Origin of the sequence: Shewanella glacialimarina, assembly GCF_020511155.1 — a bacterium.
GTDB lineage: Bacteria > Pseudomonadota > Gammaproteobacteria > Enterobacterales > Shewanellaceae > Shewanella > Shewanella glacialimarina.
This window is the reverse complement of sequence record NZ_CP041216.1, coordinates 3,741,650-3,755,847: the sequence shown is the minus strand read 5'-3', so window position 1 is coordinate 3,755,847 and position 14,198 is coordinate 3,741,650. Positions and strand designations below refer to the sequence as shown.

Below are 14,198 nucleotides of genomic sequence, written 5' to 3'. Positions count from 1 at the left end.
TTGAGATTATTTAACCCATTAATCAGCTTTGAATGACAGCTCTATTTCTTCAATTTGCTCTTGTATTTCTAACCAAGCCATTTCACTTTCATCCATCGCCTGAGTCAGTTTAGTGCGCTCATTGAGCACCTGCGTCATTTTGGCTTTATTTTCAGCTTCATACAGGCTTCCATCGGCTAATGTTACTTCAAGTTCTGCTAAACGGTCAGTAAATTTTTGCTGTTCAGTTTCTAGTTTTGTTTGCTGTTTTCTTAACGGTGATACCTTTTGGCGTAATTCTGCTTCAATTCTTTTTAGCTGTTTTTTGTCAATCTGTGGTGTATCAGTATTGGTGTTTTCTGACTTTTGATTAGCTTGGGCTGCTTTTGCTGCATCTAATAACCATTGATGATAATCATCTAGATCACCATCGAAAGGCTTTACCACACCCTGATCGACAAGGTAATAATCACTGCAGCTGAGGCGTAATAAGTGACGGTCGTGCGACACGATAACCATTGCTCCTTCAAAGGTTTGCAGTGCCATGGTTAAGGCATGGCGCATCTCTAAATCAAGGTGGTTGGTGGGTTCATCTAATAGCAGCAGGTTAGGCCGCTGCCATACTAGCAATGCCAGTACTAAACGGGCCTTTTCACCACCGGAAAAAGGTCTTACAGGTGATAATGCCATATCACCATTAAACCCAAATCCACCTAAAAAGTTACGTAATTCTTGCTCGCGAACACTGGGCGCAGCGAGACGAGACAAATGCTGTAGTGGTGTATCATCTAGTTGCAAAAATTCAATTTGATGCTGAGCAAAGTAACCAATGTTAAGTCCTGGGTTAGGCTCATACTTACCCGATAAAGCCTGAAGTTGCCCTGAAAGTAACTTAATTAGGGTTGATTTACCGGCACCATTACGGCCCAACAAACCAATTCGAGCACCAGGCACCAAGTTAAGTTGCACCTTACTTAAAATCGTTTTATCACCATAACCCACAGCAACCTGTTCCATTTTTATCAATGGGTTCGGTAGGGCTTCTGGTTCACGGAACGCCATTTGAAATGGATTGTCAGCTTGGGATGGCAGAAGCTCAGCCATGCGTTCTAACGCTTTTAGGCGACTTTGAGCTTGCTTGGCTTTACTGGCTTTATAGCGAAAACGGTCAACAAAAGACTGCATATGTGCACGTTCTTTTTGCTGACGTTCAAAGGCTACTTGCTGCTGTGATAAACGTTCAGCTCGTACATGCTCAAATGCGCTGTAGCCGCCTTTATAGAAGTTGAGTTTGTGATGTTCAACATGAATAATTTCATCCACGATGGCATCAATAAAGTCGCGGTCATGGGAAATCAAAATCAAGGTGCCTTGATAAGACTTAATCCAACCTTCTAACCAATACATGGTATCTAAATCTAAGTGGTTGGTAGGTTCATCGAGTAATAATAAGTCTGAGCGGCATAATAGCGCTTGAGCAAGGTTTAAACGCATCCGCCAGCCACCTGAGAAGCTTTTAACTGGGTTGCTTTGTTCAACATCGCCAAAACCTAAACCGGCTAATAGTGCACCCGCTCGGGCGCGGATAGCGTAGCCTCCAATGGCATCAATTTTACCATGAATAAGGGCGATGGCATTGCCATCATTTTCATCTTGCGCGGTGATGAGTTGAGCTTCAAGCTGGCGGAACTCAGTATCGCCATCTAAAACATATTCTAATGCAGATACATCAAGCGCCGGGGTTTCTTGGGCGACAGAGGATATTTGCCAATTTGCGGGTAGTGAGAACTCGCCTTTATCTAGGTGTAAATGACCTAAAATCAATGCCAATAATGACGTTTTTCCGGTACCATTTGCGCCGACTAAACCCACTTTGTGACCAGGGTAAATCGTCACAGAGGTTTCGTCGAGTAAGGTTTTACTGCCTCGAATTAATTGTGCTTGGCTAATACTGATCATGAACGCAACTTGAAGCTGTAAAATAAAGTGGGTGGATAATACCGTATTCGCGATTTATTTCCCACAATGACAGGACGTATACGACGCTTCCATGGCAAAATAGCCACTGTGATCTAATTAACCCGAATTGAGAGTGTCTGATGACAAAAATAAAAAAACGTTTTGTAGCGGGGGCTAAATGCCCTAAATGTGGCGCGAAAGACAGTATTTTATTATTTAAAGAAAATAACATTGAAACGATTGAGTGCACCGATTGTGACTATCGTGAGCAGCAAACTGATATCGAAGTGCCTAAAAAATCAACCGGTAATATGATCGGAGTATTTAAGCCTGAGTAAGGATGAAAGGGTGTTTTATTATGTTGTGAGGATGGGGCTAATACGTTTTTGCCCCTAATGCCAGTCATACATTAGGGGAGGTAAACGCATCCTTTATGTTAGGCTTATTAGCAATAAACGCCTTGCGACAAACATAAAGAGTTTTGCCTGAATACCGCAAGGTCATTATTAATGAACTAACCGATGGAACGAAAATCCATAGATTTGATTTATGTTTAACAGGCAGATGACAATACAGATCTTACTGACTCATTAACTCATCTGGTGACGCTTCAGCTTCAATTTTTGATTTATGCTGATTTAATACTTTAATCACATTGTTATTACTGAGTATGAGTTCGTCGAAGCGTTGGTTAATCTCTTGTAATTCTAACCCATAGCTAGGGTCATCTTTGGCTTTAGTTTGCCAAAAACGTTTACGATCTAATTTTTGCACTTCACTTGCTCGCAGAATTTCAAAGTAGCTATTTTCCTGCTTAAGACGATAGATCTCTCCCTCAAGTAATTGGAGTAATTTTTCTTTTGAAATGGTTTGCTTGTTCAGGAGTGCTTTGAGGGGATCAATTTTGATTTCACGTTTATCTGAATCGATTTCAGTAGTGATACCGTTTTCGTATTCAATTTTATGTTGGCGGAATGCTTCCGGACAAACGCTATGGCTGAATACGACTTTGTCATCTTTCATACATTTATAGATGGCATTAGTGTTCCCCTGCACCATAAAAGAACTGAGTAAAAGCACCAATAAATATATAGTTCTTGCCATGCGGCCACATATCCTTCTGTAAATCCATCATATACCGGTAGTTAGTATAGAACCATCGCAGCTTTATCACATAAATATGTTAGATAAATTTATGTTAAATAAACATCGCAAGTGTAACGATAAAACCAGTTTATTGACAATTGATTTTTTTTTGACGCATGTAATATCTACTACAGAAGTGTTTTTTACTATTTATGCCGCTCAAAATCACTCCTTTCTTAGCGAAAAATGACTTAGAAAGGCGTGATAGTGTTTATTGGGAATGTTTTTTAGTGCTTAAAGCTTGCCAGAGGCTGATTTTGCTTGAGTCAATAGTGTCGATTTTCATTCAACACTAGAATCCTAGTGATAGATGCTATCGATCAAATGTTAAGTTATCGATAAGACGCGCTTTTCCTAAATATGCTGCTGCGACAACCACCAAATTTTTATCTTCGGTAGTAACGGGTTGCAAATTGTGACTATTGCGGACTTCAAGATAATCTGGGGTAAAGCCAGCTTCAATAAGTAATGCAGTGGCGTGATGACTGGCCTCAATAATACTAATACCTTGTTGAATACAGAGTGCCATTTTATCTAATGCTTGTTTAAGCGCTGCAGCATTTATTTTTTCTTCAGTGGTTAAATAACCATTACGTGAACTCATGGCTAAACCTGATGGCTCACGAATCGTTTCTACGCCAATAATATTAATTGGTAACGATAGGTCTGCGACCATGGTTTTAATGACCAATAATTGTTGAAAGTCTTTATTGCCAAAAAAAGCCATGTCTGGCTGAACTATGTTGAACAGTTTATTCACGATCGTCGCGACACCACGGAAATGGCCTGGACGACTTGCGCCGCAAAGCTCATCACCGATTTCTGGTACTTCTATAAAAGTTTGTTTATCTAAGCCTTTAGGATAAATAGTCTCTGGTGTTGGGGTAAATAATAATGCAGCGCCAGCGTCAACTAAGGCTTGTTTATCTGCCGCTAAGGTGCGTGGATAAGCGCCTAAGTCTTCATTTATACCAAATTGAAGTGGATTAACAAAAATAGACACAACAACATGGTCAGCTTGTTTCAGTGCTCTACTAACAAGGGTAATATGACCCTGATGTAAATTACCCATGGTTGGGACAAATGCAACTGTTTCGCCTTTAATGCGCCAAGCGTTTACTTGATCGCGAATGTCAGATATGGCGGCAGTGGTGATCATGATGAATTAAACCTGCGAAATAATTAATTAAAAATGTGTTCTTCAGCTGGGAATGAACCGTCGGCTACTTCGTCAATATAAGCGCGAATGGCGCTGCGGATCTCGCCAGTTTGTTTAAGATAGTTTTTTGAAAAGCGAGGAATGTAACCACTCGATATGCCTAAAACATCATGCATAACTAAGATTTGACCGTCAGTATCTGCTCCAGCGCCAATACCGATAACCGGAATTGAAAGTGCTTCTGTGATTGTTTTAGCTAAGGTTGCCGGAATACATTCAAGGACTAATAATTGAGCACCAGCTGCCTGTAAAGCTTTGGCTTCATCTAAAATACGTTGAGCATTATCTGCATCGCGTCCTTGGACTTTGAAACCACCAAATACATGGACAGACTGAGGCGTTAATCCTAAATGAGCGCAAACTGGGATACCGCGTTCAGTGAGCATTTTAACACTTTCAAGTAACCAGTGACCGCCTTCAACTTTGACCATATTAGCGCCAGCCTGCATTAATATTGCAGCATTTTGCATGGTTTGTTCTGCGGTTGAATAGCTCATAAAAGGCATGTCAGCGATCAGTAAAGCACGGTTTATACCGCGACGTACGCATGTTGTGTGATAGGCAATATCAGCAACGGTAACAGGTAAGGTGTCATCATGACCCTGTAACACCATTCCCATAGAGTCACCCACTAATAAAACATCAATCCCTTCGCTGTCAAAGGCACCTGCAAAACTGGCATCATATGCGGTTAGTGCAGTGAATTTTTTACCTTCTTTTTTGAACTTCAATAGGGTAGAACTAGTGACTTTTGACATAGTAGACTCTTAATACAATTCAAATTTATACGCTGTGGAGCATATACTCTAAAGTGGTGAAATCAACTTTTATTCGGTATTTTGTGCAAAGACTGCTGCATTTCTGGTGTCAGTAGTGATTTAAGTGCCTGATGACAAGGCAAAATTAAGTCTTCAGCAATTTCAGCCAGCGGGATTAACACAAAGCTGCGTTCCTTCATACCGTAATGCGGGACCTGTAATCTTGGTATATCAATGATGTGTAAACCATATAATAATAGATCAAGATCTAATGTTCTTGGTCCCCAACGTTCATTACGTACCCGACCTTGTTGTTGTTCAATATTTTGAAGGCTATTGAGTAATTCAATGGGTTCAAGGTGAGTATTAAAGCAGGCTACTGCATTAACATAATCAGGTTGAACAACATCACCCATGGGCGTTGAGCGATAATAACTCGACACTGTGATATCACCAGTGACAGCAATCTTTTTTAACGCAGCAACAGCTTGGTTTAGCTGTTGCTCTGGCTCTGCAAGATTAGCCCCTAATGCGACATAAACTAGAGTCATTATTCTGCTGCTGAATCCGTTTTAACAGCAGGTTTGCGCTTTCTTTTACGCTGTGCTGTATTGCGATTACGGTTTGAGCTTGTTTTGCCTGAGCCTTTAGCAATATCACCACGTTGTGTTTCATCAGCTTCAACAAATGATTTCCACCACGCAGCCTGTTTGGCTACGCTGCCACCTTCAACTTCACCTCGCAGTAACAATAAATCATACGCTGCACGGAATTTAGGGTGCTCTAATAATTTAAATGCGCGCGAACCTTGGCTTCGTTCAAATCTAAGCTGTAGCTGCCAAATATCTTTTGCAGGTGTGCTAAAACGGCGCGGAATGCTGATAGTGCGACATTGCTCTTCCATCACATCGCCCATAGCGGCAACATGGGCATCGTATAATTGCAAACCACTTTCAAGGGCGATATCGTCAGCACGTTGCTTTAGTGGATACCATAGTATTGCCGCATAAAAGAATGCTGGCGTAACAGGTTTATCTTGGTTAACACGATCGTCGGTGCTGCGCATAACTGCGTTGAGCATTTTAGCCGCATGGCCTTTAGGCAAGTCAGCTATAACCCCTTGTATTTGAGGGAATAGTGGACCGAACAAATCAAAATCTTGCATCATTTGATAATTAGCTTGAGCTTTGCCTGCAAAGAAAAGTTTTAACACTTCTTCGTACATACGTGCTGCTGGAATATCGGCTAATAGTGGTGCTAATGATTTAATTGGGGCGGCAGATATAGGATCAATTACCATCGATAGTTTTGTGGCGAACCTTACCGCGCGCAACATCCTAACAGGGTCTTCACGATAACGGGTTTCAGGATCGCCTATTAACTTAATTTTACGTGCCTGTAAGTCTTCAATGCCACCGCCATAACTGCGGATAGAAAAATCACTAATATCATAATATAAGGCGTTAACCGTAAAGTCGCGACGCTCAGCATCCTCATCAATTTCACCGTATACGTTGTCACGTAATAGGCGGCCTTCGGCATTTGACTTTGAAATTGTGTCGCTATTTTCGCCATGATGTCCACGAAATGTTGCCACTTCAATAACATCACGTCCAAAAACAATATGTGCTAAGCGAAAGCGACGTCCGACCAAGCGGCAATTACGGAATAATTTTTTGATTTCATCTGGAGTGGCATTGGTCACAACGTCAAAGTCTTTAGGCTCCAGCCCTAATAGAATATCGCGAACTCCGCCACCGACTAAATAGGCTTTAAAACCTGACTTGTGCAGTCGATAAAGCACTTTTAATGCATTTTCGCTGATCTGGCGGCGCGAAATATCGTGGCTATCACGTGAAATGATATCCAAACGTAAGCCGTTTTGTTCTTCTAACGGCTGGTCGAGCTCGGGCGCTGCTTTATTATTGTCAAATAAATTCTTGCAGAACTGACTAATACGGCGAAAAATAATACACCTCGTTGACGCTAAATTAATTGATTAAAAATCTGGCGGGTATGATATACCAATTGTGCGCCAATGAGTAGATAACTGTGTGATAAGTGATGTTGAGAAATTTCCAACAGTTGTTTAGTGCTAATCTACCGCGACAGCTGGTTTTGCTAAGATAATTTCACTGTGCTTTGGCACATTGGCTAAGGAAAACTGTGCTACCGCTTGAGCGAGCATTTTATCTACATGGTCAATATCAACTTTAGGTTGACCTAAAAAGTCTAGGGCGGCATTCAGGCTTTGTTGTGGAGCTTGTATATTGATTGCTGGCGCATGGTTTTGCTTGGACAGTTTAAATCCTGGTTTTGCACAAGCGAGTGGTAGGTGCAACCAATCAGGTGTTGGTAAATCTAATAGGTGAAATAAACTGATTTGTCGACAACTGGCTTCTAACAAATCGCTGCCTCTGACGACTTCAGTTATTCCCTGAAAAGCATCATCAATGACGACAGCAAGTTGATATGCAAATAGGCCATCACTGCGTTTGATAATGAAGTCTTCACCCGCAAAACCACTTTTAACATTAATGTGACCGCGATTGAGATCATCAAAAAAACTGACTTTAGCGCTATTACGAATACGGATAGCACCTGAACTGTGTGCTGCTTTAATATTGGCTACACCACAGCGGCTATCGTAAACGCCTCCCATAGTTTGAATCATTTTACGGGAACATTGGCAATAATATGCTTGGTTTTGAGCAACAAGTTTCTCTATGGTGTTTTGATAGACTTGAGTTCGCTGACTTTGATACAACACTTTGCCATGCCAATGTAGGCCATAGGCATCAAGCGTTCGCAGTATGTCATCACTGGCACCGCTAACTTCCCGCGGAGGATCGATATCTTCCATTCTGACTAACCATTGGCCATTTAAACTGTGGGCACGTAAATAACTACCGAGTGCGGCAATTAATGATCCAAAATGAAGGGAGCCTGATGGCGATGGCGCAAAGCGTCCGATATATGACATATCTTAAGCCGTTTTGAAGTGAGGGCAAATTAAATAGAAAGGGCGAGAGTGATCTCGCCCTAAACGTATTTAACCAGCCATTTGCTTTTCTTTGATTTCTGCTAACGTTTTGCAGTCAATACATTGATCAGCGGTAGGTCTTGCTTCAAGTCTGCGGATACCAATTTCGATACCACATGAGAAACAATAACCAAAATCGTCTTCTTCGATTAATTGTAGTGTTTTCTCAATTTTCTTGATCAACTTACGTTCTCTATCACGAGCACGAAGCTCTAAACTGAACTCTTCTTCTTGAGCTGCGCGGTCAACAGGATCTGGAAAATTTGCAGCTTCATCTTGCATATGAGTCAGTGTACGGTCAACTTCTTCACGCAATTGGTTACGCCATGCTTCGAGTATCACTTTAAAGTGACGACGTTGCGTGGGATTCATATATTCTTCACCAGCTTTTTCCTGGTAAGGATCTACACCTGCGATAGCGAGTACGCCAAGTTTCTTAGTGCCTTCAGGCATAACGCATCTCCTGTAATCGTTTGCGTTTAATTGCGGCTTATTTTTTACGGCGCTATCTATACCAGAATCTGTATAGCGTGGCAAATTTTTTACGGTATAAATCTTTTTTATTTAATTCACACCATCACTTTGCATGGACCGATAATTCTACTGGCTTGGGGTGACAATAGGGTTTGATATGCCAGTACTTCAACGCCTTGGTTAATCGCTTTGTTGAGTAAGTCTGCGTACTGAGGATCGATATGTGCGGCGGGTTTCACTGTTGATATTCCACTGTGCTGCACCACAAACAATAATACCGCACGATGACCCTGTTGTACCATTTGGATTAATTCTCTTAGATGCTTTTGTCCCCGCGTAGTAACGGCATCAGGAAAATAACCTTCACCTTGCTCTAACAAGGTACAACTCTTGATTTCAATATAGCACTTAGGCCGGTCTTTGCGCGTTAAAAGAATGTCGATGCGGCTATTTTCTTCACCGTATTTCACTTCACGCTGTAAAGTGGAGTAACCAGTTAGCTCGGTAATAACGCCACTATTGATAGCTTCCTCGGCAAGGGCATTGGCTCTAGCACTGTTTACGCCGATTAAATGATCTTGATCCGATTGCATTATTTCAAATGTGTGGCGATATTTTCGTTTCGGGTTATCTGATTCAGAGAACCACACACTTTGACCAGGATATAAGCAGTTTTTCATTGAACCAGTATTAGGGCAATGAATGGTGATTTCGCTGCCATCATCTAAAATGATATCGGTCAGAAAACGCTTATAGCGTTTAATGAGTCGGCCATGTTGTAGCGGGGGAGTGAAGTCCATATAAATTCATTTCACGACAAATAATGGCCACCATACACCATTAGATAAAAGAATGTGACAGCTGATATACTATTGTCAATTTCGTTATTCGGCTGAATACATTATTATTCTATGGTGACGTACCGCGAAAATGCTGCAAACAAGGAATTTATCATGCAATTTATGACTGTCATTTTAACTCAAGAAGCTCCCGCAACTCATTGGGGCAAGTCCGATGTCACTTTTGAAGGCCAAAATAGCTTCATTCATTTAAGTGGGAATGCACCGCTTCGCCAAGTGCAAATGGCTGCCCGTAAAATTCGCAATCAAGGCATTAACCAAGTTCAGCTTCAAGGTGAACTATGGACTGTTGATTTACAGTGGGTGTTCGCCCAAGGCTTTGCCACCGCCAAACCTGGCTATGAAGTGGTTTGGTGTGGTGATGACCAACAACAGCAAATACTAACAGATCGTGCGCAGTCCGCTGCGTTTGCCCGTAAGTTAATTAACGATACCCCTGAAGATCTTTCGCCAGTGTCACTGGCTACCCAAGCGGCAAATTGGCTAAAAGACATTGGTGGCGATAAAGTGACCTTTAATATTGTTGAAGGTCAAGACTTGTTAGCTAAAAAATGGGTTGGTATTCATGCGGTTGGCCGTGGCAGTGAGCGTCCACCGGCATTATTAGAATTAGATTTTAATCCGCTTGCGGCTGATGCTCCCGTTGATGTTGCGCTTGTGGGTAAAGGCATCACATTTGACTCCGGCGGTTATAGCTTAAAGTCGTCGGTAGGTATGTTGGCGATGAAGTGTGATATGGGCGGCGCTGCAACTGTGACTGCTGCTTTAGGTTTAGCCATCAAGTCTGCTTTGAACAAACGAGTCAAACTGTATTTATGTTGCGCGGAAAACCTAGTCAGTGGCCGTGCATTTAAATTAGGCGATATTTTAACCTATAAAAATGGCACCACAGTAGAAATTGTTAATACCGATGCAGAAGGCCGTTTGGTATTAGCTGATGGTTTACAGGCTGCTTCAGAGTCAGGCGCTAAATTAATTATCGATGCAGCGACCTTAACCGGCGCTGCAGTTATGGCGGTAAGTAACGAATATAACGCAATATTTTCACCACAAACCGAAACGATAAAAATGGCGCAACAATGTGCAGCCGCAGTGGGTGAAAATGTGTGGCCATTACCGTTAGATCCTTGGCACCGCGACACTTGCCCATCTGCTTACGCTGATACGGCCAATAGTCGTCCAGTTAAAGGTGGCGGCGCAGGTGGAGCATCAAATGCAGCAGGTTTCCTATGGCGCTTTGTAACACCTGAGGCAAACTGGCTGCATATTGATTTAGCGGCGGCATTTGAGTCCTCTGCTACAGGGTTATTTAGCGCAGGCGCAACAACCCATGGTGTACTGACAGTGGCTGAAATTCTGAAGCGATAACAGCTGACCTTAATACCTTAAGCTAAACGGTATTTAAGGTATCAGATAAATGTTTGAACTCAAGCCATCGAAAGATGGCTTTTTTTATCGCTGACAATCAATCGTTTTGTAATGGCCAACTGTGCAATATGTTATATTGCTCGCCTTGTTTGGTTCTAACTGAACGATACAAGTGTAAATGTGTTGGAGAGACTGTGATGGGTAACTTATGATCCAGATTAATTAATCTTTGTTGCGCATAATCTAGTCTGTCAGCTTTTTTAAACAAGGTGATATGTGGTCGATAGTGCCATTGGCTTTGGTGAAGACCTAAGTGCAAGCAAACTTGTTGAGCGGCATCAGCCATGTTAAGCAGTATGTCGTCGGCAATGCCCTGGGCACATATTATGCCTGGCTGAATCCATAGGCAAAGTGTGTCTAACGTTAAATGAAATACAGGTTTTATTAGCTTATCTAAAGCATCCAATAGTCTGGGTGTGGATGAATGACTCACTTGGCCAAGAAAAGCTAAAGTAATATGCATATTTGATTGTGTTACGGGTAAAGCTTCTGTATTAATACATGTTGTAAGCTTTTGCTGTATATCAAAAAATTGACGATTATCTGTTTTGTTGACGCTAAATCCAATAAATAATCTTTGTGCAGCTATTGGGTGACTTGATTTCATTATTTATCTCACTATCTTTAGAAACAGATTAATTAGCATAACGGGGTACTGACGAAAACAAGGTTTTCGACTATTGTTAATCTTGACCGTGTTAATCATGGTGAAGCTATACGAAAAGTATGTAACATGTGTAAATAGAACAAAATACTTTGGGCAGTCAAGGAAGATGGCATTATGTCTATATGAACAATATATCGGCTATACCCTCTGACCAATGGCTGTAAAGAATATATCTCGCGAACTTTATTATTGAGTTGATTAATGGCTGAAAGCACCCAGAATTTATTGAAACAGGCTTTGACCTATGAGTCTTTAGAAATGGATAGCCCGATGTCAATGTTAATGATTGATAGTGTGCTAGCGCTAATATGCAAACAACTTAGTTGCGATATCGTGTTCGCTATTAAAAGTAGTCATAGCAATAACACATTTTCACCCAGTCTTGATATCGTCGATACTTCAACATATAAGGTTGCTAGTCATTCTACCAAACACTTCTCACAGCAAAACTTATTAACTCAAGCGATTGAACAAAACAAAGACTTGATTGATCTGGTACTCAATTTATCAAAGCCATTACATATTGATCAGCAACATTCTTCAGCTACAACAGAACAAGAACAATTCATTTGTCAATTTTTTGCACAGTCAATTGATAAAAATTTAGCAATATCACATTTAGAAATAACTCCAGCGGCCAGTGTGGGTAATGTCAGTGTGGTGCTTATTGCAATGTCATTACAACAAACCACGGTAACAATTGATTCTCAACCGCAAAGCTGTGAAAGTTTTTGGCAATCGGTGTTAGATGAACACTGCTTTCATTTAGCAGCCGCTTTTGAGCTAAAACGATTATCGGTTTTATTGGTTAATAAAGAAAAACAATACCAAGAGCTATTCAGCCATTTGCCGATGGCGTGTGCATTAATTGATGTTAAAAATTTAGTAGTACTACAAAATCAAGTATCGCAAAACATGCTGAAGTTTGAAGTTGGCCAGAGTTTGTTTGATTGTCTTCGAGATGATGATCACGCGCTATTACAAGATACATTACATATTGTTAGGCAAGGTGTGCTTCGACAAGCTTGGTGTGAGGTGCCGCTAAAATTAGGTATATCAACCCATTGGTATAAAATGAGTTTTTGCCACGCATTAAATTCGCAGCAACAACTATTATTAATGGTTGAAGATGTCACCGAACGTTATCGTTTAGCTGACGAACTGACATTTCACTCAAATCATGATGCGTTAACCGGGTTACCTAATCGGGTGCAATTTGAAGGTATGTTAGATGAGTTACTTGCCAGCGATGAAGCTATTCCTGCTTGCGTGGCCTTTCTTGATTTAGACCAGTTTCAAGTTGTTAATGATTTAAGTGGTCACCAGGCTGGCGATGAGTTATTGCAGCAAGTCTCTAAACGCCTTAAGCAGTTGGTACGCAAAGGAGATGTGGTTGCTAGATTAGGCGGTGATGAGTTCGGTATTTTAATGTATCACTCAGATGAAGTGTCTTCTCAACAAGTCGCTAAGCGAATATGCCAACAGCTTTGTGAACATGAGTTTACATGGAAAAAGGTGAAACATAATGTCAGCATGAGCATTGGAATTGCGACATTTGATCCTAAAGCTAAAGATATTTATGAAGTCATGAGTCAGGCCGACGCAGCATGTCGGCTTGCTAAACAAGAAGGTCGGAATCGTTGGCATTATTTTAGTTCAGACGATCCGCAAGTACATATTCTTTATACTCAAATGGTTGCTTCTGTCGATATTACCGGTGCTCTAGCACTTAACCAGTTTGAGTTGTTTTACCAGTTAATCGAGCCCCTTAATCATAATGAAGTGGGTTTGCATATGGAAATTTTGCTGCGCATGGTGCTAGAGGATGGCAGCTTTGTTTCTCCGGCGATTTTCTTACCTGCGGCAGAACGATATAACTTAGCATCAAGAGTCGATCGTTGGGTAATTGATAATTTGCTTAAATGGGGCAGCGAAAACCTCAATATTTGGCGAGAATTATCCATGGTCTCAGTTAACTTGTCAGCCATGTCGCTGGCGGACCAAAAGTTTATGAGCTGGCTTGAAATGCGTTTAATGGTTGAGCCTGAGTTGGTTGATAAACTGTGTTTCGAAATAACTGAAACCGCAGCAGTCAGTCAGTTAGAACAAGCAACCGCATTAATTGATTTGTTGCGTCCGTTAGGCTGTAAACTGGCATTAGATGATTTTGGCTCAGGTTTTTCAAGTTTTGCTTACTTAAAAACCTTGGATGTAGACTTTGTTAAAATTGATGGACAGTTTGTGGTAAACGTGTGTACCGATCGCAGAGATAAAGCCATTGTTTCGGCGATTTGCCAACTAGGTAAAGATATGGATTTCGAAGTGATTGGCGAGTTTGTCGAAACCGCTGAAATCGGCGTAAAACTAAAAACATTGGGTGTTGATTATGCCCAGGGATATGCGATTAATAAACCTTGCCCATTATCCACACTTAAGTCCGGTATTCGTTCACCTTGGCTGGCGGTTCGTGGACTTGATAATATGATTTACGATATTTAATCCTTTGCGAGTTTGCAATAGTGCACAGGGACAGTAAAATGACGCAATATAAAATATTGATGGCAATATGAATCATGGCTTTAAATTGACTAATGGATTTGACCGTACCCCATTATTGTGAACATATATGTTCGATGTAAGCATAAATAAAAGCACGCATTAAAAC

General features: G+C 41.2%; 13 protein-coding genes. 3 read left to right on the top strand and 10 right to left on the bottom strand.

The window, feature by feature from the left end; genetic code table 11:
- Positions 1 to 18: 18 nt before the first annotated feature.
- Positions 19 to 1,938, bottom strand: coding sequence for an ABC transporter ATP-binding protein (locus FJ709_RS16380; protein WP_226411169.1), 1,920 nt, complete (start codon positions 1,936 to 1,938; stop codon positions 19 to 21).
- A gap of 140 nt (positions 1,939 to 2,078) precedes the next feature.
- On the opposite strand from FJ709_RS16380, the gene FJ709_RS16375 reads away from it, so the two are divergent.
- Entirely contained in the window at positions 2,079 to 2,276 is a 198-nt protein-coding gene (locus tag FJ709_RS16375) for a YheV family putative zinc ribbon protein (protein ID WP_226411167.1), read from the top strand.
- Between the two features lie 241 nt (positions 2,277 to 2,517).
- On the opposite strand, the gene FJ709_RS16370 is transcribed toward FJ709_RS16375, so the two are convergent.
- The 8 genes from FJ709_RS16370 to sfsA form a co-directional block, all read right to left on the bottom strand.
- On the bottom strand, positions 2,518 to 3,042 hold the full coding sequence (locus FJ709_RS16370; protein WP_226411165.1) for a DUF4124 domain-containing protein: 525 nt from the start codon (positions 3,040 to 3,042) through the stop codon (positions 2,518 to 2,520).
- A 355-nt stretch (positions 3,043 to 3,397) separates the two neighbouring features.
- On the bottom strand, positions 3,398 to 4,243 hold the full coding sequence (gene panC / locus FJ709_RS16365) for a pantoate--beta-alanine ligase (protein ID WP_226411163.1): 846 nt from the start codon (positions 4,241 to 4,243) through the stop codon (positions 3,398 to 3,400).
- Between the two features lie 23 nt (positions 4,244 to 4,266).
- Positions 4,267 to 5,061 carry a 3-methyl-2-oxobutanoate hydroxymethyltransferase gene (panB, locus tag FJ709_RS16360; RefSeq protein WP_226411161.1) on the bottom strand — a complete coding sequence of 265 codons (795 nt, stop codon included), beginning with the start codon at positions 5,059 to 5,061 and terminating at the stop codon, positions 4,267 to 4,269.
- A 62-nt stretch (positions 5,062 to 5,123) separates the two neighbouring features.
- Positions 5,124 to 5,612, bottom strand: a complete 489-nt coding sequence (gene folK, locus FJ709_RS16355) for a 2-amino-4-hydroxy-6-hydroxymethyldihydropteridine diphosphokinase (protein WP_226411159.1) — start codon at positions 5,610 to 5,612, stop codon at positions 5,124 to 5,126.
- Entirely contained in the window at positions 5,612 to 6,922 is a 1,311-nt protein-coding gene (locus FJ709_RS16350) for a polynucleotide adenylyltransferase PcnB (protein ID WP_226416024.1), read from the bottom strand. Before FJ709_RS16350 ends, folK begins: the two co-directional genes overlap by 1 nt.
- A gap of 234 nt (positions 6,923 to 7,156) precedes the next feature.
- Positions 7,157 to 8,044 carry a tRNA glutamyl-Q(34) synthetase GluQRS gene (gene gluQRS, locus FJ709_RS16345; RefSeq protein ID WP_226411157.1) on the bottom strand — a complete coding sequence of 296 codons (888 nt, stop codon included), beginning with the start codon at positions 8,042 to 8,044 and terminating at the stop codon, positions 7,157 to 7,159.
- A 69-nt stretch (positions 8,045 to 8,113) separates the two neighbouring features.
- Positions 8,114 to 8,557 carry an RNA polymerase-binding protein DksA gene (dksA, locus tag FJ709_RS16340; RefSeq protein WP_226411155.1) on the bottom strand — a complete coding sequence of 148 codons (444 nt, stop codon included), beginning with the start codon at positions 8,555 to 8,557 and terminating at the stop codon, positions 8,114 to 8,116.
- Positions 8,558 to 8,673: 116 nt separating this feature from the next.
- Positions 8,674 to 9,378, bottom strand: a complete 705-nt coding sequence (gene sfsA, locus FJ709_RS16335; RefSeq protein ID WP_226411153.1) for a DNA/RNA nuclease SfsA — start codon at positions 9,376 to 9,378, stop codon at positions 8,674 to 8,676.
- A 153-nt stretch (positions 9,379 to 9,531) separates the two neighbouring features.
- On the opposite strand from sfsA, the gene pepB reads away from it, so the two are divergent.
- The gene (pepB, locus tag FJ709_RS16330; RefSeq protein WP_226411151.1) at positions 9,532 to 10,806 is read left to right on the top strand and encodes an aminopeptidase PepB; all 1,275 of its coding nucleotides are present in this window, start codon (positions 9,532 to 9,534) and stop codon (positions 10,804 to 10,806) included.
- Between the two features lie 97 nt (positions 10,807 to 10,903).
- Here pepB and thpR read toward each other — a convergent pair whose 3' ends face one another.
- On the bottom strand, positions 10,904 to 11,473 hold the full coding sequence (gene thpR / locus FJ709_RS16325) for an RNA 2',3'-cyclic phosphodiesterase (RefSeq protein WP_226411149.1): 570 nt from the start codon (positions 11,471 to 11,473) through the stop codon (positions 10,904 to 10,906).
- A gap of 261 nt (positions 11,474 to 11,734) precedes the next feature.
- Between thpR and FJ709_RS16320 the strand changes: the two genes are divergently transcribed.
- On the top strand, positions 11,735 to 14,032 hold the full coding sequence (locus FJ709_RS16320; RefSeq protein ID WP_226411147.1) for a putative bifunctional diguanylate cyclase/phosphodiesterase: 2,298 nt from the start codon (positions 11,735 to 11,737) through the stop codon (positions 14,030 to 14,032).
- Positions 14,033 to 14,198 lie beyond the last annotated feature (166 nt).

Excerpts from the sequence above, each read along its gene's own strand:
- panC (WP_226411163.1), bottom strand. The coding sequence starts at position 4,243 with ATGATCACCACTGCCGCCATATCTGACATTCGCGATCAAGTAAACGCT.
- panB (WP_226411161.1), bottom strand. The coding sequence starts at position 5,061 with ATGTCAAAAGTCACTAGTTCTACCCTATTGAAGTTCAAAAAAGAAGGT.
- gluQRS (WP_226411157.1), bottom strand. The coding sequence starts at position 8,044 with ATGTCATATATCGGACGCTTTGCGCCATCGCCATCAGGCTCCCTTCAT.
- FJ709_RS16380 (WP_226411169.1), bottom strand. The coding sequence starts at position 1,938 with ATGATCAGTATTAGCCAAGCACAATTAATTCGAGGCAGTAAAACCTTA.
- FJ709_RS16375 (WP_226411167.1), top strand. The coding sequence starts at position 2,079 with ATGACAAAAATAAAAAAACGTTTTGTAGCGGGGGCTAAATGCCCTAAA.
- thpR (WP_226411149.1), bottom strand. The coding sequence starts at position 11,473 with ATGAAATCAAGTCACCCAATAGCTGCACAAAGATTATTTATTGGATTT.
- FJ709_RS16370 (WP_226411165.1), bottom strand. The coding sequence starts at position 3,042 with ATGGCAAGAACTATATATTTATTGGTGCTTTTACTCAGTTCTTTTATG.
- pepB (WP_226411151.1), top strand. The coding sequence starts at position 9,532 with ATGCAATTTATGACTGTCATTTTAACTCAAGAAGCTCCCGCAACTCAT.
- sfsA (WP_226411153.1), bottom strand. The coding sequence starts at position 9,378 with ATGGACTTCACTCCCCCGCTACAACATGGCCGACTCATTAAACGCTAT.
- FJ709_RS16320 (WP_226411147.1), top strand. The coding sequence starts at position 11,735 with ATGGCTGAAAGCACCCAGAATTTATTGAAACAGGCTTTGACCTATGAG.
- dksA (WP_226411155.1), bottom strand. The coding sequence starts at position 8,557 with ATGCCTGAAGGCACTAAGAAACTTGGCGTACTCGCTATCGCAGGTGTA.
- folK (WP_226411159.1), bottom strand. The coding sequence starts at position 5,612 with ATGACTCTAGTTTATGTCGCATTAGGGGCTAATCTTGCAGAGCCAGAG.